Raw genomic sequence first — 18,109 nt, 5'->3', positions numbered from 1 at the left:
CTTTCCTCGCCGGGACGTCTTCGCGCTCCTCACCCCGTCGATCCGGACGCCTGCACCGCGCTTCGCAACGATGCCAGCAACACCTGCCACCATTCGCCGTGCCGCAGCAGAAACACGCGATCGGGGAAATGGTGACGCGCCACATGGTCCTGAGGCACGCTATCCCAGCCACGATGTTCGACGGTCACCCGCGTCTCGTCGCCCACCGATTCGAAACGCACCTCGACATGCGTGTGCTGCGCGTCGCTGAAGCTGGCCTGACGCCAGCCGAAGGCGAGACGCTCGCCCGGCTCCCAAACCGTGACGCGACCGATCTCGAAGACGCTGCCGTCCGCCTGCGTCTCAACCAGGCGGCGTTGCTCGCCCGCTGGCTCAGCCGCTTCGAACGACAACACGCCGGCGCTTTGCGGCGTGAACTGAAACAGCTGATTGGGCCGCCACCATGCGCCAATCTCGCGCGTAAAAACATCGAACGCACGTTGCGGCGAGGCAGCCACGCGCAACGACACCTGCACGCGCGAACTCATCTCTCGGCCTCCAGATGCGCCTTGAACGACAGCAACTGTCCAGTCCACATGGCCTCGGTCTGTTCGAGCCACGCCTTCAGTTCGCTCATCGGCGTCGAACGCAACACGTAAAGCCGCACACGCGCGTCGACACCGTCATGCGATTCCTCGATCAGTTGGCTCGAGCGCAGCACGCGCAAGTGCCGGCTCATGGCTTGAGGCGACAGGCCGGTGGCTTGCGCGAGTTCGCCGGCGCGCATCGGCTGCCGGCTGAGCAGATCGACCACCTGACGCCGGTTCGGATCGGCTAGCGCGGCCAATGTGCGGTCGAGCGAGGCGGCGGCAGGCAGGGCCATGTGTGTTACACCCATCCTTCGATCTTCAGGCCGCTGACGCGCTCGGCTTCCTCACGCGACACGGTGCGAACCGTCTGGCCGAAGCTCCACACGTGCCCCTCCGGATCGCGGACCGCGTAGACGCGGTCGCCGTAAAACTGATCTTCCGGCTCGCGCGTGACTACCGCGCCCGCGGCGCGCGCGCGGGCGCAATGTTCGTCGATGCCGTCACGCAATTGCACGTGCACCGACTGCGTGTTCTTGCCGCCAATCGATGCCGGACTGGCCGCGTTTTCCGACCATTCACGGCAGATCATCACGTAGCTGTCGCCGAAACGCATTTCCGAATGGCCCAACTGGCCGTCGTTGTCCATGACGACCAACTGGCGCTCGAAGCCGAACGCCCGCTCGAGCCAGTCGAGCGCGGCAAAGGGGTCCTTGTAGTACACCGCGGATCCCAACGAAGGACGATGAAGCGGCTCGCTCATGATGCCTCCTTTTATAAACGTCATGGTTGATATTTAACACTATAGTTAAACAAACGGGCAAAGCAAGGACGACTTGAATACCTCCCTCGCCTTGACCTCAACCATATACGAAGGTAACCTTAGCAGGTAACCTTCACATTCGTCATGGCATAAGCATGAGCAAGAGCGACCTACCGCCCGACACCGACGCCCTGCACGCCATGGCGGAAGACCTACGCGTGCTGGTCGGCAAATTGCGCCGCCGTTTGCGTGAGGAATCGCATCTGGGCGATTTCACCCCTTCACAGGTGCAGGTCCTCGGTTTGCTGGAGCGCGAAGGTCCGGCAACGGTCACCGCGCTCGCGCGTGCTCACGGCATGCGTCCGCAGTCCATGGGCGAGACGCTTTCGGTTCTGAAGGCTGCCGGACTGGTCAGCGGCGCGCCCGATCCCAATGACGGACGGCAGACGGTCCTCTCCCTCACACCCGCCTTTCGCAAGAAAATCAAGGCAAGCCGCGCGGCGCGCGAAGACTGGTTGTTCCGCACCATCCAGACGCGCTTCTCGGCGGCCGAGCAACGACAACTCGCAACCGGCGTGGACTTACTCAAACGCCTCATCGACTCGTAACTTTCAGGAGCCCCTCATGGCATTCACCACGCTCGACGCAAAAACCGCACTGATCGTCATCGATTTGCAGCAGGGCATTGTTGCGCTGCCCACCGCGCATCCCACCGGCGAAGTCGTCAAGCGCTCGGCTGCCGTCGCCGACGCGTTTCGCCGCCACGGCCTGCCCGTGGTGCTCGTCAACGTGACCGGCGGTGCGCCGGGCCGCGCGGAACAGGCGCGCCCATCCGGCGACTTCCCCGCCGGCTTCGCGGACCTCGTGCCCGAGATCAACGCGCAGCCGTCGGATCATCGGGTCACCAAGCGCACCTGGGGCGCATTCACGAACACCGATCTCGAAGCCTATCTGCGCGAGCAAGGCGTCACGCAAGTGGTGCTGGTGGGCGTGGCAACCAGCATCGGGGTCGAATCCACCGCGCGCTACGCCAACGAACTCGGCTTCAACGTCACGCTGGTCGTCGACGCCATGACCGATCTCCATGCGGACGCTCACACCAACAGCATCACGCGCATCTTCCCGCGTATCGGCGAGACCGGCACGACACAGGAACTGCTCGCGTTGCTCGAGCGCTCGCGCGCATGATGTCAGGTTCGACCATCTATCGAAGCCCGCGCGCCGGGCTAACCTCGCACGGGGAAACAGTCCGGTGACAGGCACTTTCCGTTCGCTGCGCAATTTCAATTACCGGGTCTGGGCGAGCGGCGCGATCGTCTCCAACATCGGCACGTGGATGCAGCGCACGGCGCAGGACTGGCTGGTCCTCACGGAACTCACCCAGCACAATGCGACCTCGGTGGGGATCGTCATGTCGCTGCAGTTCGGGCCGCAATTGCTGCTGTTGCCGCTCACCGGTTATGCAGCCGATCACTTCGACCGCCGCAAGCTGCTGTTCGCCACCCAGGCGGCCATGGGTGCTTGCGCACTGGGCCTCGGCATTCTCACCGTCACCGGGCTCGTGCAGTTGTGGCACGTCTATGTGTTCGCGGGGCTGCTCGGCTGCGTCACCGCGTTCGACTCGCCGGTGCGGCAGACCTTCGTGTCCGATCTGGTCGGCGAAAAGGATCTGTCGAACGCTGTCGGACTGAACTCCACTTCGTTCAACATGGCGCGCATGGTCGGGCCCGCGGTTGCCGGATTGCTGATCGCATCGGTCGGCACCGGCTGGGTGTTTCTCATCAACGCGCTGTCTTTCGTCGCCGTGCTCGGGTCGCTGCGCATGCTGCGGCTGAACGAACTGCATCTGAGACCGCACGCGGCGCGCTCGCGCGGCAGTTTCGTGGAAGGCTTCAAGTATGTCTGGAAGCGTCCCGATCTGGTGACCGCGCTGTTGATGCTGTTCCTGATCGGCACGTTCGGCCTGAACTTCCCGATCTTCATTTCGACGATGTCGGTCACGGCGTTTCATGCGGGCGCCAGCGAATACGGCGTGTTGAGTTCGACCATGGCGATCGGCTCCGTGACCGGCGCGCTGCTCGCCGCACGCCGCGCGAAACCGCGCATGGTGCTGCTGCTCAGCGCGGCGGCCATGTTCGGGGTGGGCTGTACGCTAGCTTCGCTGATGCCGAGCACCCTGTCATTCGGCCTGATGCTCATCGCGATCGGTGTTTCGACGCAGACCTTCTCGACGTCCACCAACAGTCTCGTACAGGTCACCACCGAGCCTGCCATGCGCGGCCGCGTGATCGCGATTCTGCTGGCTATTTTAATGGGCGGTACGCCGCTCGGCGCGCCGGTCGTCGGCTGGGTCGCGGACCGTTTCGGCCCGCGCTGGGCGCTCGGTGTAGGCGCGGCTGCGGGATTCGCGGCGGCGCTCGTCGGCTTGCTTTATTTCGTGAAGTACCGCCAGTTGCGCGTGTATATCGAAGCGGGACGTCTGCGCTACAGCGTCGACGATCCGCGGCAGGCGCCCGCCTATGTCAGCCCGGCTGCCGCAGTGCAAAACGCTGTGTTGAGCGAAGCGGAAGAAGATTCGTCTGCGGGCGTTTAAGAGGCCGCTGCCGCGCGCAGATGCGAAAAAGCCGCGCCTGACTTTTGTCAGGCGCGGCTTTTTATCATTGCTACGATCCTGTCGAACGATTTACTTCGCCACCGGCATCGTAAATTCAGCACCCTTGGCGATGCTATCCGGCCAGCGCTGCATGATGCTCTTGTAGCGCGTATAGAAGCGCACACCCTCTTCGCCGTAAGCGTGATGGTCGCCGAACAGCGAACGCTTCCAGCCGCCGAACGAATGCCATGCCATCGGCACCGGAATCGGCACATTGATGCCGACCATGCCCACCTGAATCTGCCGGCCAAACGCACGCGCCACGCCGCCGTCCGAGGTGAACAGCGACACGCCGTTGCCAAATTCGTGCGCGTTGATCAGATCCACGGCGCTCGCGAAATCGGGCACCCGCACCACTGCCAGCACCGGGCCGAAAATCTCTTCCTTGTAGATCTTCATGTCCGTGCCGACATGGTCGAACAGCGTGCCGCCGACAAAGAAGCCTTCTTCGCTCGCCACCGGATGCGCGCGGCCGTCGACGATCAGCTTCGCGCCTTCCGCCTCGCCCGACGCGATATAACCGGTCACCTTGGCCTTATGTTCAGCGGTAACCAACGGGCCCATTTCAGCGTCGAGATGTTCGCCGTTCTTGATCACCAGCGACTTGACGCGCGGCACCAGCTTTTCGATCAGCTTGTCGGCCACGTTGCCGACCGCCACCGCAACCGAAATCGCCATGCAACGCTCGCCGGCCGAACCATAGGCCGCGCCGATCAATGCATCGACAGCCTGATCCAGATCGGCGTCGGGCATCACCACCAGATGATTCTTCGCGCCGCCGAGCGCCTGCACGCGCTTGCCGCGCTTCGACGCTTCCGTGTGAATGTATTCGGCGATCGGCGTCGAGCCTACGAACGAGAGCGCCGCGACGTCCGGGTGATCGATCAGCGCATCCACGGCCACCTTGTCGCCGTTGACCACGTTGAACACGCCGTCCGGGAGACCGGCTTCCTTCAGCAATTCGGCGAGACGCAGCGCCGCCGACGGGTCACGTTCCGACGGCTTCAGCACGAACGTATTGCCGCAGGCGAGCGCAACCGGGAACATCCACATCGGCACCATCACCGGGAAGTTGAACGGCGTGATACCCGCGACGACGCCCAGCGCCTGCCGCAGATTCCAGTTGTCGATGCCGCCGCCGATCTGGTCGGTGAAATCCGTCTTCAGGAGGTTCGGAATGCCACAGGCGAACTCGACCACTTCGATGCCGCGCACTACTTCGCCTTGCGCGTCCGTGAACACCTTGCCGTGTTCGCGCGTAATCAGCATCGCCAGTTCGTCGTGATGCTGGTTCAGCAACTCCTTGAACTTGAACAGAATGCGGGCGCGCTTGATCGGTGCCGTTTCGCTCCAGGCGGGAAAGGCGGCCTTGGCGGCCTGCACCGCCGCATCGACTTCCTCGACCGACGCCAGCGCGACCGAGGCGCTCACCTTGCCGGTGGCGGGATTGAACACGTCCTTGAAGCGGCCGCTGGTCGGCGCCGCCGGCGCGCCGCCAATGTAGTGGCCCAGCTGCTGCACCGACAGCTTCGCTTGTTCGTTCACTGCATTCATGTCCTTACCTCGTGTTCGGGATAAACCGCGGCGCGTCGGCACCGGGCCATAGGCAAAAAATCAGGCTACGTCGCCTCGCTCCAGAGCGGTAATCCGCTCGTCGGCAGGCTCCATGAGACCCGCCAACTGTATCGACGGCGCCGGTCATACTCCCGATACAGCCAATTAAAACCGCGCCTCACTGTATTGTTTTTTGTGTGGCAACTGTATTGGGACGCGAACCCCGTTCAGGCGTCAGCGCACGTCGCTGCGTGGCTCGGTCAAAACCCGCCCACGCCGCGCGTCACCAGCGCATACGGGCCGCTCGTCAACTGTTCCCGGAGAAATTCGATGCACACCTGGATCTTCGCCGACGACGACAGCCGCTCCGCCGTCACCGCCCACACATCCGCGGACTGCATGTAATCAGGCAGCACGCGCACGAGTTCGCCGGCGCGCAGGCTTTCGGCCACGTCCCAGATCGACACCATCACCACGCCGTAGCCGTCTCTCGCCCACTGCACGACGATATCGCTGAGATTGGACGCGACGGTGCCCGTCACCTTCACGCTCTTTTCGCCGTCGGGGCCGCTCAGACGCCAGACGCCGAAGCGGTCGTCGCGTCCGCGAAACAGCAGGCAGTCGTGCTGGGCCAGTTCGGCCAGTTCGAGGGGCACGCCGCGCCGTTCCAGATACTCCGGCGACGCGCAGAGTATCCGCGCGCTCTCCACCATCTTGTGCGCGATCAGGTGCGGTTCATGCACTTCGCCCACGCGAACGTCGATATCGAAGTTCTCGCCGACCAGATCGGCGCGCCGGTCCAGCAATTCCAGCCAGATCTCTAGATTCGGATGACGCTGACGCAGCAAGGCCAGAATCGGCGACACGTGTTTGCGGCCGAGCCGCAGGCTGGTGCTGATGCGCAGCAAGCCGCGCAGTTCGGTGCGGCGGTCGGCGAACGCATCGGCCATGCCTTGCACGTCGTCGAGTATTTTTTGCGCCCACTGCAAAGCGGCCTCACCGTCGCTCGTCACGCTGACCCGGCGCGTGGTGCGCTGAAAGAGCTTCACGCCAAGACTCGCCTCCAGCATGGCGATACGCTTGCTGACATGTGAAGGCGACAAACCCATTTCCGTCGATGCCGCCACGAAGCTGCCCCGGCGCGCGATGTTGCAGAACAACTGCAGATCGCGCAGGAAAGACTCATTGCTGGCTGTGAGCGCATTCTGATTTTCCATCTGGCCGCATTGTGTCCGTGCAGAAGCACATTACCCTAGCCTTAACGAGCCCACCGGGCAAGCGACGCTGGCGGGATGAATTGCTCGGTACAACCAGGTACTCGTTAACCCTGTATTCGAAAGACCGCTTCGCTGCACAGCAACATTCCAGGTGCCCGGAAAGCAGATCGCGCGGTCGGGTCCAGGTAAATCCTGGCTTGCATAGTTTTGCTTTCAGTACGCCAATGAATCAGCCGTAGAAGCTGATCAAAAAACATTTCTGTTATGGAGACGACATGGAAACGACTACCTCGGCGGGCGGCCACGAGCGCCGCTCGCAGGCTCGCAAAGCAACCGCCAGCGGCTGGATCGGCTCGGCACTCGAGTACTACGACTTCTTTATCTACGCCCAGGCGGCGGCCCTGATCTTTCCGCAATTGTTCTTTCCCTCGGGCAATCCGAAGATCGCCATCGTGGCTTCGCTCGCCACTTACGGCGTCGGTTACGTCGCGCGGCCGATCGGCGCGGTGGTGCTCGGCCACTGGGGGGACACTCACGGCCGCAAGAACGTATTGCTCGTCTGCATGTTCCTGATGGGCTTCTCGACGATGGCAGTCGCCTTTCTGCCTACCTATCACAGCGTCGGACTGCTTGCGCCCACCCTGCTGGTGGTGCTGCGCCTGATTCAGGGTTTCGCCGTGGCCGGTGAAATCTCGGGCGCGAGTTCGATGATTCTCGAACACGCACCATTCGGGCGGCGCGGTTACTACGCCAGTTTTACGCTGCAAGGCGTGCAGGCGGGCCAGATTCTCGCCGCCGCGGTGTTCCTGCCGCTCGCCTACTTCATGGACGAGAGCTCGTTCAATTCGTGGGGCTGGCGCATCCCGTTTCTGCTGAGTGCGGTGGTGCTGATTGCCGGCTACATCATTCGCCGCGAAGTCCATGAAACGCCCGCCTTCACCAAGGAAGACGCGAGCGGCAACGTACCCAGGTCGCCGATTGTCGACGCCTTCCGCTACAACTGGCCCGACATGGTGCGTGTGATTCTCTGCTCGCTGATGAACGTGATTCCGGTCGTCGCCACCATCTTCGGCGCGGCCTATGCGGTGCAGGCGTCGTACGGCATCGGCTTTTCCAAGAGCGTCTACTTGTGGATTCCGGTGATCGGCAACATCGTCGCCGTGCTGGTCATTCCCTATGTGGGCAATCTGTCCGACCGGATCGGCCGGCGCCTGCCCATCGTCGTCGGCGCGCTCGGCGCGGGTCTGCTGTCGTTCGGTTACCTGTACGCGATCAGCATCCGCAACGTGCCGCTCGCCATCGTGATGTCGATCCTCATGTGGGGCATCATCTATCAAGGCTATAACGCGATCTTCCCGAGCTTCTATCCGGAACTGTTCCCGACCCGCTCACGCGTTTCCGCCATGGCCATCGGCCAGAACATCGGCACGACGATCACCGCCCTGCTGCCCGCGCTGTTCGCCTATGTCGCGCCGCCCGGATCGACCAATGTGCCGCTCATCATCGGCACGATCACGTTCGCCATCACCATCGTTGCCGCGGTGACCGCATGGACCGCACGCGAGAACTACCGCGTCAAGTTGAGCGATCTGGGCGAACCCAATGCGGTGCCGATCGATAAGGCCAGCTACGACCGGATGCGGGCCGAGAGCATGGCAGAAACCAAAAAAGCCCTCGCGTAAGCCATTTCGATCGAACTTCAAAGGAATCGATCCATGACCACCATCCGGATCGCCGTGGCCGGCGCGGGCTATATCGGCCGCGCTCACATGGCTGTCGCGCAGCAGAGCGGCACGTGCACGCTGTCGGCGATCGTCGACCCGTCGCCGACGGCACAGGCGCTCGCCGTCCAGGCCGGCGTGCCGCTTTACCGGACGCTCGAAGAACTGCTCGAACGCGATCGCCCGGACGGCGTGATCCTGGCCACGCCGAACCAGTTGCATGTGGAGCACGCGCTGACCTGTCTCGCGGCCGGCGTGCCCACGCTGCTCGAGAAACCGATTGCGCCCACGGTCGATGAGGCCGAAACGCTGGTCGGCGAAGTCGGACGCCGCGGCGTGCCGTTGCTGATCGGGCATCATCGCGCGCACAGTCCGATCATGGCCCGTGCGAAGCAACTGATCGACGAAGGCCGGCTCGGCAAACTGGTCGCGGTGATGGGCAGCGCGGTATTCTTCAAACCGGATGAGTACTACGCCGACGCCCCCTGGCGGCGCGAGCCGGGCGGCGGTCCGATCCTGCTGAATATGATTCACGAGGTGCACAACCTGCGCATGCTGTGCGGTGATATCGTGGCCGTGCAGGCGTTTTCGTCGCATGCCACGCGCGGTTTTCCGGTCGAAGACACCGTGGCGATCAACCTGCGCTTCGCGAGCGGCGCGCTCGGCAGCTTCATGCTGTCGGACACGGCCGCAAGCGCGCGTAGCTGGGAACAGACGTCGCAGGAAAACAAGGCATATCCGACGTATCCGGATGAAGACTGTTACGTCATTGCGGGCACCTTCGGCTCGCTCGCCGTGCCCACCATGCGCCTGAAAACCTATGGAAAAGCCGAGGATCGTTCGTGGTGGAAGCCATTTCAGGTCGGCGTCGCCGAGATGACTCGCGACGATCCGCTCAAGCTTCAGCTCGAACATTTCGTGCGCGTGATCCGCAAGGAAGTCAAACCGCTCGTGAGCGCCCGCGACGGCCTGCAAAATCTGCGCATTACCGAGGCGATCGTCGAAGCGGCCAATACCGGTTGCGCGGTCGACACGAGGTCCGCGCTCGCGGCGGCGCACTGATGTCGCCCGGCCTTTACTGAATCCATTGCTCCAGGGACATCCCATGAAAACCTTCGTGATGCTTCACGGCATCAACCACAATATGTTCGGCAAGCGCGATCCCGCGCAATACGGCACCGTGACGCTGGCCGAAATCGACAGCAGTCTGCAGGCATTGGGCAAGGAACTAGGCGTTCAGGTCGAGAGCTTTCAGACCAACAGCGAAGCCGCCATGTGCGAACGCATCCACCAGGCTTTCACGGACAATGCGCACGGCGTCATGATCAACGCCGGCGCGTGGACGCATTACAGCTACGGCATTCGCGATGCGCTGGCGATCCTGACGGTACCGGTGGTGGAGGTCCACATGTCGAACATCCACGCGCGCGAAGCATTCCGGCACGTGTCCGTGTTCGCGGAAGTCGTCAAAGGGCAGATTTGCGGCTTTGGTGTGGACAGTTATTTGCTGGGGTTGCGGGCGGCTGTATCGGCGGCGGCCACTTAAACAACGGGGCTTTGGCGTCGCCGCGTTCGGGGTGGTTCACCGTACGCGGCGAATGCTCCATCAGCGCCATGCGTCGGTCAGTTCGTTGGCCAGCACCATCTTTTCGCGGATCACTTCGACAAAGCCGGCATCCGCGCCACCCTGTGCCTTGAGGAATTTGAGCGCGGCGGAATGCACGGCACGCATCGCCCTTCCGTCGATGCCGCTCACGCGCACCGCACCGCGCCGCGTCTCATCCACCAGATCGCGTGCGCTGCCGAAGTCGGGCGATAAGCCGCTCTGCGCTTCGAACGCCGCGCGCAATCCCGCCGCATAGTCAGGCGATGTTCCGAGCCGGTCCATGTCGATCAGCAGATCGACGCCGCCCGCCATGCGCAACGCACACAGAATCCACAACGCAACGAACGCCCGATACGCGTTATTGCCTTCGGCCGTGCGCGCATACTGCTCGCAGGCCATTGCATAAGCGTCATCCGAAGCGGGTGCGGCGGGCGGCAAGCTCACGCCGCAAATCTCGATGGCCTGCCTGACTAGCGGGTCTGTCTGATTCAGCCCAAGCACTCGAAACGGCGCGGCCACGAAAAACGGATTGCTCCATTGCCGGCCAAGCAGCCACCCCGAAGCGAACTGCGACGCGGGATTTCGCAGCACACCCACATGCATGGCCTGCGGAAAAGCCTGTTTGAGCCACGGCAATCGGCCGGACGAGCGGCAAAACTTGAAGACCGGCACGCCGCCTTGTTCCGTGGTGCGCTCGCAAAGATTGCGTAAATAGGCCTGCAATGCGGGAAATTCCGCGTCCGGTGCGCTAGCGAAGCGATCGAGGCTGAACCCCCGGCGGTAACCGTCCACACCGCGAGCGCCGTCGCGCAAAAACGGGCGATATTCGTCGAAATACGGCGCGTCGAGCGGCGGGTGTCCCGACGTCAGCGTGGGGCGCGACGCGGACACATCGGCCAGACTCAGATCCGCGAGCACGTTGCTGAGCGGTTCATAAAAGGCGATCACGGTGTCGAGTTCACGCAATCGCGACCAGACCCACGTTCCCGCACTACGCCAGCCTGTATGCAGAAATACAGCCTGTTTCAAGGCGCTGTACCGCGCGGCATCGTTTGACGGGTCATGCGGCGACCCATAGGACAACGGCATGTGGACTTCTCTTCAATGAAAGGTAATCGGCGCAAGCGTCTACTTTAGCGGCTCGCGCCGCCGCCTGCGTGACAGAAGCATCACTTTACCTTGCAAGCGGCACCGCGTTCGCCGGCGCGCGTGTCAACCCGAACTGGAAACGCCAGTGCAAACACTTTAAGCTGCCAGTCTTTCGAACCAAAACGCCGCTCATATGAACGATTCGGCCGATATCCGCTTCCTGTTGACGCTGCGCGAAAGCGGCAGCCTGGTCGCCGCGGCGCGCAAGCTGGGGCTGTCGCCCTCGGCGGTCACGCAGCGTCTTCAGCAACTGGAAAAGAAACTGGGCGCGCAACTGGTGAACCGCACGGCACGCCGCCTGCAGTTCACGGACGAAGGCACGCTGCTGTGCGAACGCGGCGCCGACCTTGTCCAGCAGTTCGACGCGCTGTTCGAAGATCTGCAGATGCGCCGCGGCGGACTCGTCGGCACGCTGAAGATCAACGCGCCGCTGGGGTTCGGACGGCGGCATCTCGCACCCGCGATTGCCGATTTCCAGCAACGGAATCCGGATGTCGACGTCGCGCTCACGCTTTCCGACAAGCCGCTGACCGAGACGATGGATCGCTTCGATATCGTCGTGCACATCGGCGAGCTGCCGGTGTCGAATCTGATCGGCTACACGATTGCGCCGAATGCGCGCTTCGTCTGCGCGGCGCCCGCGCTGATCAAGCGAATCGGCACGCCGGAATCTCCGGATGAATTGAGCAAACTGCCCTGCATCGTGCTGCGCGAGAATAACGAAGATGTCTCGCTGTGGCAGTTCAGCAAAGGCCGCACGCGCCGCAGCGCGAGGGTGTCGGCTCATTTGAGTTGCAACGACGGTGACGTGATTCGCCAATGGGCATGCGAAGGACGCGGCGTGATCCTGCGCTCCGAATGGGACGTGGCCGAAGATATCGCGAAGGGCAAGCTGGTCCGTCTGCTGCCCGGCTGGAAAGCGCCGGATGCCGACGTCATGGCGCTTACGCATCAACGCGCGGGCCTGCCGGCACGCACTCGCCATTTCATGCAGTATCTGCAAAGCAGGTTCAGGCCGCAGCCGCCCTGGCGGCGATGAATGTTGAAACCCGCTCGTGCGCAGTCGCAAAACGAATCATTCAATTTGGCTGAATCTATGAGTTAGCTAATCTGAACGTCGCGCCGCCGGTGAAACTTTATAATCAGTTCACCGTCCGCTGCTGGTCAAATCGATCATGACTCTTGCCTCCGTGCCTGCCGCCTATCCCAAAGCCGTCCTGTTCGATCTGCTGACCGCCCTGCTCGATTCGTGGACCTCATGGAATCGCGCGGCCGGTTCCGAGCAGGCGGGCCGGACATGGCGCGCCGCGTATCTGCGGCTGACCTACGGCTGCGGCTCATACATTGCGTACGAGCAACTGGTGCGCGAAGCCGCCACCCAAGTCGGCCTGCCCGAATCCGCTGCGCTGGCGCTCGAAGCGGACTGGCCGATGCTCACGCCGTGGAGCGGCGCCCTCGACGCACTGCAAACGCTCGCACCGCATTGCAAGCTGGCGGTCGTCACCAACTGCTCCACGCGCCTCGGCACACAGGCGGCGCACCTTTTGCCGGTCCGCTGGGATGCGATCGTCACGGCCGAAGAGGCCGGCGTGTACAAACCGGACCCGCTGCCCTACCGCCTCGCGCTCGACAAACTCGGCGTGCAAGCTCACGAAGCGGCGTTCGTGGCCGGCTCCAGCTACGACATGTTCGGCACCGCCGCCATCGGCATGCGGACGTATTGGCACAACCGCGTCGGCCTGCCGCTCGTAGCCGGCGCGCAGCCGCCCGAGATCCAGTCGGCGACGCTGGACTCGCTCGTTCCGTGGCTCGCTCGCTTCGGCACTAGCCAGCATGACCACGCATAACCCCATTTCCGGTGAAAGCATGAAACTCGACCAGATTGAAACCCCCGCCGCGTTGATCGACATCGCACGGATGCAAAGGAACATCGCGCGAATGCAAGGGCGTATGAACACGCTCGGCGTCGCGTTTCGTCCGCACGTGAAGACCACCAAATGCATCGACGTGGTCCGCGCGCAGATCGCTGCCGGCGCGCGCGGCATCACGGTGTCCACATTGAAGGAAGCCGAGGCGTTCTTCGCCGCCGGTGTCGACGACATTCTTTACGCCGTCAGCATGGCCCCGTCGAAGCTGCCAAGAGCGCTCGCGCTGCGCCGCCAGGGCTGCAATCTGAGGCTCGTGGTCGACAATCCGACGGCCGCCTCGGCCATTGCCGCATTCGGCGATCAGCACGGCGAAACCTTCGAGGTGTGGATCGAAGTGGATACGGACGGGCACCGCTCAGGCATTACGCCGGAACAGGACACGCTGCTCGAAGTCGGCCGGATTCTGCACGACAACGGTGTCAAGGTGGGTGGCGTGATGACCCATGCCGGTTCGAGCTACGAGCTCGATACGCCCGAAGCACTCGCCGCGCTCGCTGAGCAGGAACGCGCCGGCTGCGTGCGCGCCGCGCAGCGGCTGCGCGAAGCCGGCATTGCTTGCCCGGCCGTCAGCGTCGGTTCGACGCCAACGGCCCTCGCTGCCACGCAGTTGGAGGGCGTCACGGAAGTGCGCGCCGGGGTGTACGTGCTGCTCGACCTCGTCATGCACAACGTCGGCGTGTGCGCGCTCGACGACATCGCGCTCAGCGTGCTCGCCACCGTGATCGGTCATCAGGCGGACAAGGGCTGGGCGATTCTCGACGCGGGCTGGATGGCGATGAGCCGGGATCGCGGCACGTCGAAGCAGTCGCACGATTTCGCGTACGGCCAGCCGTGCTTGCTGAACGGCACGCCGCTGCCCGGCTACGTGGTCAGCGGCGCCAATCAGGAGCACGGCATCCTCTCGCCGACAGCGGACAGCGCGCAGGCCCACGACGATGTCACGCAGCGCTTCCCGATCGGGATGAAACTGCGCATTCTGCCGAATCACGCGTGCGCTACCGGCGCGCAGTTTCCCGAGTATCACGCGGTGGCGCCGGACGGCGACAGCGTGGAGTGGCGGCGCTTTCAGGGCTGGTGAAGCAGGAGGCGCCAGCGCATGACACCTCTGTTGCGCAGCGCCGAGGGTGCGATCAAGCTCTACGGCGAGGGCCTCTCGCACAAGGCAGTCGCATATAGCATGACGATTTCGCCCACCACCGTGCTCGACTATCCGCGTTGCTTTTCGCGTACAAGGAGCGAGGTATGAACGACACCGCAGCGAACACCGCGACACCCGACTCGCGCCGCTGAGCCGCTGAGCCGCTGAGCCGCCACCTCACTCCTCCTCTTCCTCCAGCCCCGCCAGCAGATCGTCCACCGCGCGATACACGCGCTCGACGATCTCCGGCCCCACCTTGCGCTCCAACGCGCGGTAATGCGCTTCGAGATCCTTCGAAATCACGCGCACCAATTCCGCGCTGGTGTCCGTCAGCGACACCAACACGCGCCGCTGGTCTTCGGCGAACCGCTCCTTGGTCACCAGTTCCATGCTCTCCATGCGCGCGAGCACGCCGGCCATGCTCGGGCTCGAAATCGTGCAGATATCGGAGATGTGACGTGGTTCCATCGGGCCGTGCTCATTGAGCGCGCGAATCACGCGCCACTGCTGTTCGGTCAACCCATGCGCGGTAATCAGCGGACGAAACCGCTCCATCATTTTTTCTCTGGCGCGCAGCAACAGCATGGGCAGGTTGCGGTGCAAAACTCGGGTCGAGGCGGAAGCGGACATGTTGGAAGATGATTTAAAAGCAGCCGTCGAAGCTTAAGGGAAAACCCGCGATCAGCCGACAGGCTATTGACCATGGATGATATCAAGCGCAATACTACTAACATGTTAGTGTTTTTGCCGAGAGACAGCTAATTTATGTTTGCACTTGCCGATCATCTGCTGCATCCCGAAGGCGAGGCGCTGCCGCGCGACGTGGATGCGCGCGCCGCGGCCGCGCTGCTCGCTCGTGGCACGGCCTGCCGCGCGCCGGTTCGCGGCGCTGTCTATGGAACCTTGCTGAACGACTGCGCCGCGCTCGCCGCGCTGGGCGACGCGGTGCACGCCGCGCCGTATAAAGCGCCGCCGCAAGCGCCGGTGCTTTATCTGAAGCCGCGCAATACGCTCGCCGGACATCGCGCGCGAGTGGTCGTGCCGGACGACGCGTTGGGGGTGGAAGTCGGCGCGTCGCTCGGCGTCGTGATCGGCCGCACTGCAACACGGGTCAGCGTGGCCCAGGCGTTCGACTATATCGCCGGCTACACGCTGGTCGCCGATCTCAGCGTGCCGCATGCGAGCGTGTACCGGCCGTCGGTGCGATTCCGGGCGCGCGACGGCTTCTGCGTCGTCGGACCCGCCGTGGTTGCATCGCATCATGTTGCGACGCCGGATAATCTGGCGATCCGGGTTCAGCTCGGGTCACGGGACGCATTCACGGCGAGCACCGCGTCGTCGGTACGCAACGTCGCGCAATTGCTTGCGGACGTCACCGATTTCATGACGCTCAACGCGGGCGACGTCATCACGCTCGGCGTGCCGCACGGTTCGCCTGTCGCGCATATCGGCGACACCGCCACGCTGTCGATCGGCGCCATGCCGCCGCTCACGGTGTCGTTAGTCGGTCCCGAAGAACACGAAGGGGAACAGCCATGATGCGCGGCCGCGTTGCATATGCAGGCGCGATTCACGAAGCCTATCCCGACGCCAACGGCGTGCGTCTCGCCGATGGCCGCGTGCGTCGCGAAGATGAAGTGGTATGGCTCGCGCCGATCGAAGTCGGCACGATCTTCGCGCTCGGCCTGAACTATGCCGAGCATGCGAAGGAATTGCAGTTCAACAATCAGGAAGAGCCGCTCGTGTTTCTCAAGGGGCCGGGCACGGTGGTCGGCCATCGCGGCGTGACGCGCCGCCCCGCCGACGTCGCCTTCATGCACTACGAGTGCGAACTGGCGGTGGTGATCGGGCAAACCGCGAAGAACGTGAAGCGCGACAACGCCATGCAGCATGTGGCGGGTTACATGATTGCGAACGACTACGCGATCCGCGACTACCTGGAAAACTATTACCGCCCCAACCTGCGGGTCAAGAATCGCGACGGCGGCACGGTGCTGGGCCCATGGTTCGTCGACGCTGCCGACATCGAAGACGTGACGCAACTCGAATTGCGCACCTTCGTGAACGGCACGCGGCAGCAACACGGCAACACGCGCGATCTCGTCACCGGCATTCCGGCGCTGATCGAATACCTGAGCAGCTTCATGACCCTCGCGCCCGGCGACGTGATCCTGACCGGCACGCCCGAAGGCATCGTCAACGTCAATGCGGGCGACGAAGTGGTCTGCGAAATCGACGGCCTGGGCCGTCTCGTCAACACGATTGCATGCGACGCGGACTTCAACCGCGCCTGAGCGACAGCGAGAGAAACAGAAAAGGACACAGCAATGCGAATCGAGCATCTGATCAACGGTAAAGCGAGCGCGGCGAAAGACTACTTTGAAACGGTCAATCCGGCCACGCAAGAGGTACTCGCCGAAGTCGCGCGAGGCGGCGCGGAAGAAGTCGACGCCGCCGTGCGCGCCGCCAAAGACGCGTTTCCCGCATGGGCCGCCAAGCCCGCCGCGGAACGCGCGAAACTGGTGCGCAAGCTCGGCGAACTGATCGCGAAGCACGTGCCGGAAATCTCCGAGACCGAAACGAAAGACACCGGCCAGACAATCTCGCAAACGCGCAAGCAACTCGTGCCGCGTGCCGCCGACAACTTCAGCTATTTCGCCGAGATGTGCACGCGTGTTGACGGCCATACGTACCCGACCGACACGCATCTGAACTACACGCTGTTCCATCCGGTCGGCGTATGCGCGCTAATCTCGCCATGGAACGTGCCGTTCATGACGGCCACATGGAAAGTCGCTCCCTGTCTCGCGTTCGGCAATACCGCGGTATTGAAGATGAGCGAACTCTCCCCGCTCACGGCCTCCATGCTTGGCAAGCTCGCGCTCGAAGCCGGTATTCCCGCCGGCGTGCTGAACGTGGTGCACGGCTTCGGCAAGGACACCGGCGAGCCGCTGGTCGCGCATCCGGACGTGCATGCCGTGTCGTTCACGGGCTCGACGGCGACCGGCAACCGCATCGTGCAAACCGCGGGGCTGAAGAAGTTTTCGATGGAACTCGGCGGCAAGTCGCCATTCGTGATTTTCGACGACGCCGATTTCGAACGCGCGCTCGACGCCGCCGTCTTCATGATCTTCTCGAACAACGGCGAACGCTGCACGGCGGGCTCGCGCATCCTCGTGCAACGAGCAATTTACGCGCGCTTTGCCGAGCGTTTCATCGAGCGTGCGAAGCGTTTGACGGTGGGCGATCCGCTGTCCGACAGCACCATTGTCGGCCCCATGATCAGTCAGGGCCATCTGGCGAAGGTGCGCAGCTATATCGAACTCGGCTCGAAAGAAAGCGCGACGCTCGCGTGCGGCGGCCTCGACATGCCTGAGTTGCCCGAGGCCATGCGCAAAGGCAACTTCGTGCAGCCCACCGTGTTCGTCGATGTCGACAATCGCATGCGCATCGCGCAGGAAGAGATTTTCGGCCCGGTCGCCTGCCTGATTCCGTTCGACGACGAAGCCGACGCGATCAAACTCGCCAACGACATCTCCTACGGCCTGTCGAGTTATATCTGGACCGAGAACACGGGTCGCGCATTGCGCGTCGCCGCCGCCGTCGAAGCCGGCATGTGCTTCGTCAACAGCCAGAACGTGCGCGATCTGCGCCAGCCGTTCGGCGGCACCAAGGCGTCGGGCGTGGGCCGCGAAGGCGGCACGTGGAGCTATGAAGTGTTTCTCGAACCGAAGAATGTTTGCGTCTCGCTGGGCTCGCATCACATTCCGCGCTGGGGCGCTTGAGCCATTAATACGCTTCGTGCGCCAAGGCC

General features: G+C 63.3%; 20 protein-coding genes. 13 read left to right on the top strand and 7 right to left on the bottom strand.

Annotated features, from left to right (window positions below; genetic code table 11):
- Positions 1-29 precede the first annotated feature (29 nt).
- The 3 genes from B0G71_RS36535 to B0G71_RS36525 are packed head-to-tail and all read right to left on the bottom strand — an operon-like array spanning position 30 to position 1,329.
- A complete protein-coding gene (locus B0G71_RS36535) occupies positions 30-527 on the bottom strand; it encodes an SRPBCC family protein (protein WP_116148083.1) in 498 nt (165 codons plus the stop codon).
- Complete coding sequence (locus B0G71_RS36530; protein WP_116148081.1) at positions 524-862, bottom strand: helix-turn-helix transcriptional regulator; 339 nt, start codon at positions 860-862, stop codon at positions 524-526. The genes B0G71_RS36535 and B0G71_RS36530 overlap by 4 nt, the downstream gene beginning before the upstream one ends.
- A gap of 5 nt (positions 863-867) precedes the next feature.
- Positions 868-1,329 (bottom strand): VOC family protein, encoded by a 462-nt coding sequence (locus tag B0G71_RS36525; protein WP_116148080.1) that lies wholly within the window; start codon positions 1,327-1,329, stop codon positions 868-870.
- Positions 1,330-1,484: 155 nt separating this feature from the next.
- Here B0G71_RS36525 and B0G71_RS36520 point away from each other — a divergent pair, with 155 nt between their 5' ends.
- The 3 genes from B0G71_RS36520 to B0G71_RS36510 all read left to right on the top strand — a co-directional run bounded on the left by B0G71_RS36520 (position 1,485) and on the right by B0G71_RS36510 (position 3,922).
- Positions 1,485-1,937: a MarR family winged helix-turn-helix transcriptional regulator gene (locus B0G71_RS36520; protein ID WP_116148078.1), complete on the top strand. Its 453-nt coding sequence runs from the start codon at positions 1,485-1,487 to the stop codon at positions 1,935-1,937.
- 16 nt (positions 1,938-1,953) lie between these two features.
- Positions 1,954-2,517 carry an isochorismatase family protein gene (locus B0G71_RS36515; RefSeq protein WP_116148077.1) on the top strand — a complete coding sequence of 188 codons (564 nt, stop codon included), beginning with the start codon at positions 1,954-1,956 and terminating at the stop codon, positions 2,515-2,517.
- 64 nt (positions 2,518-2,581) lie between these two features.
- Positions 2,582-3,922 carry an MFS transporter gene (locus tag B0G71_RS36510; protein WP_116148075.1) on the top strand — a complete coding sequence of 447 codons (1,341 nt, stop codon included), beginning with the start codon at positions 2,582-2,584 and terminating at the stop codon, positions 3,920-3,922.
- Positions 3,923-4,012: 90 nt separating this feature from the next.
- Here the strand turns inward: B0G71_RS36510 and B0G71_RS36505 are convergent, their stop codons facing one another.
- Both B0G71_RS36505 and B0G71_RS36500 read right to left on the bottom strand, forming a co-directional pair.
- A complete protein-coding gene (locus tag B0G71_RS36505) occupies positions 4,013-5,536 on the bottom strand; it encodes a CoA-acylating methylmalonate-semialdehyde dehydrogenase (protein ID WP_116148074.1) in 1,524 nt (507 codons plus the stop codon).
- A 260-nt stretch (positions 5,537-5,796) separates the two neighbouring features.
- Positions 5,797-6,753 (bottom strand): LysR family transcriptional regulator, encoded by a 957-nt coding sequence (locus tag B0G71_RS36500; protein WP_116148072.1) that lies wholly within the window; start codon positions 6,751-6,753, stop codon positions 5,797-5,799.
- A 275-nt stretch (positions 6,754-7,028) separates the two neighbouring features.
- On the opposite strand from B0G71_RS36500, the gene B0G71_RS36495 reads away from it, so the two are divergent.
- From B0G71_RS36495 to aroQ, 3 genes are read left to right on the top strand one after another with little or no spacing between them, the layout of a single operon-like run.
- Positions 7,029-8,435 (top strand): MFS transporter, encoded by a 1,407-nt coding sequence (locus B0G71_RS36495; protein WP_116148070.1) that lies wholly within the window; start codon positions 7,029-7,031, stop codon positions 8,433-8,435.
- 33 nt (positions 8,436-8,468) lie between these two features.
- The gene (locus B0G71_RS36490) at positions 8,469-9,536 is read left to right on the top strand and encodes a Gfo/Idh/MocA family protein (RefSeq protein WP_116148068.1); all 1,068 of its coding nucleotides are present in this window, start codon (positions 8,469-8,471) and stop codon (positions 9,534-9,536) included.
- Positions 9,537-9,579: 43 nt separating this feature from the next.
- Positions 9,580-10,020, top strand: a complete 441-nt coding sequence (gene aroQ / locus B0G71_RS36485; RefSeq protein ID WP_116148066.1) for a type II 3-dehydroquinate dehydratase — start codon at positions 9,580-9,582, stop codon at positions 10,018-10,020.
- Between the two features lie 60 nt (positions 10,021-10,080).
- On the opposite strand, the gene B0G71_RS36480 is transcribed toward aroQ, so the two are convergent.
- On the bottom strand, positions 10,081-11,169 hold the full coding sequence (locus tag B0G71_RS36480) for a hypothetical protein (RefSeq protein WP_116148065.1): 1,089 nt from the start codon (positions 11,167-11,169) through the stop codon (positions 10,081-10,083).
- A gap of 193 nt (positions 11,170-11,362) precedes the next feature.
- Here B0G71_RS36480 and B0G71_RS36475 point away from each other — a divergent pair, with 193 nt between their 5' ends.
- The 4 genes from B0G71_RS36475 (at position 11,363) to B0G71_RS41600 (ending at position 14,403) form a co-directional block, all read left to right on the top strand.
- Positions 11,363-12,268 (top strand): LysR family transcriptional regulator, encoded by a 906-nt coding sequence (locus tag B0G71_RS36475; RefSeq protein WP_116148063.1) that lies wholly within the window; start codon positions 11,363-11,365, stop codon positions 12,266-12,268.
- A gap of 136 nt (positions 12,269-12,404) precedes the next feature.
- A complete protein-coding gene (locus B0G71_RS36470) occupies positions 12,405-13,076 on the top strand; it encodes an HAD family hydrolase (protein WP_116148061.1) in 672 nt (223 codons plus the stop codon).
- Between the two features lie 19 nt (positions 13,077-13,095).
- Positions 13,096-14,235 carry a DSD1 family PLP-dependent enzyme gene (locus B0G71_RS36465; RefSeq protein ID WP_116149197.1) on the top strand — a complete coding sequence of 380 codons (1,140 nt, stop codon included), beginning with the start codon at positions 13,096-13,098 and terminating at the stop codon, positions 14,233-14,235.
- Positions 14,236-14,253: 18 nt separating this feature from the next.
- Positions 14,254-14,403, top strand: coding sequence for a hypothetical protein (locus B0G71_RS41600; protein WP_181916888.1), 150 nt, complete (start codon positions 14,254-14,256; stop codon positions 14,401-14,403).
- A gap of 69 nt (positions 14,404-14,472) precedes the next feature.
- Here B0G71_RS41600 and hpaR read toward each other — a convergent pair whose 3' ends face one another.
- Positions 14,473-14,880 (bottom strand): homoprotocatechuate degradation operon regulator HpaR, encoded by a 408-nt coding sequence (hpaR, locus tag B0G71_RS36460; protein WP_116121883.1) that lies wholly within the window; start codon positions 14,878-14,880, stop codon positions 14,473-14,475.
- A gap of 180 nt (positions 14,881-15,060) precedes the next feature.
- Between hpaR and B0G71_RS36455 the strand changes: the two genes are divergently transcribed.
- The 3 genes from B0G71_RS36455 to hpaE are packed head-to-tail and all read left to right on the top strand — an operon-like array spanning position 15,061 to position 18,080.
- Entirely contained in the window at positions 15,061-15,834 is a 774-nt protein-coding gene (locus B0G71_RS36455; RefSeq protein WP_116148060.1) for a fumarylacetoacetate hydrolase family protein, read from the top strand.
- Complete coding sequence (locus tag B0G71_RS36450; RefSeq protein ID WP_116148058.1) at positions 15,831-16,589, top strand: fumarylacetoacetate hydrolase family protein; 759 nt, start codon at positions 15,831-15,833, stop codon at positions 16,587-16,589. The genes B0G71_RS36455 and B0G71_RS36450 overlap by 4 nt, the downstream gene beginning before the upstream one ends.
- 33 nt (positions 16,590-16,622) lie before the next feature.
- Positions 16,623-18,080: a 5-carboxymethyl-2-hydroxymuconate semialdehyde dehydrogenase gene (hpaE, locus tag B0G71_RS36445; protein ID WP_116148056.1), complete on the top strand. Its 1,458-nt coding sequence runs from the start codon at positions 16,623-16,625 to the stop codon at positions 18,078-18,080.
- Positions 18,081-18,109: the final 29 nt, after the last annotated feature.

This window comes from Paraburkholderia sp. BL27I4N3, assembly GCF_003386115.1.
GTDB lineage: Bacteria > Pseudomonadota > Gammaproteobacteria > Burkholderiales > Burkholderiaceae > Paraburkholderia.
This window is presented reverse-complemented; position numbering and strand designations above follow the sequence as displayed.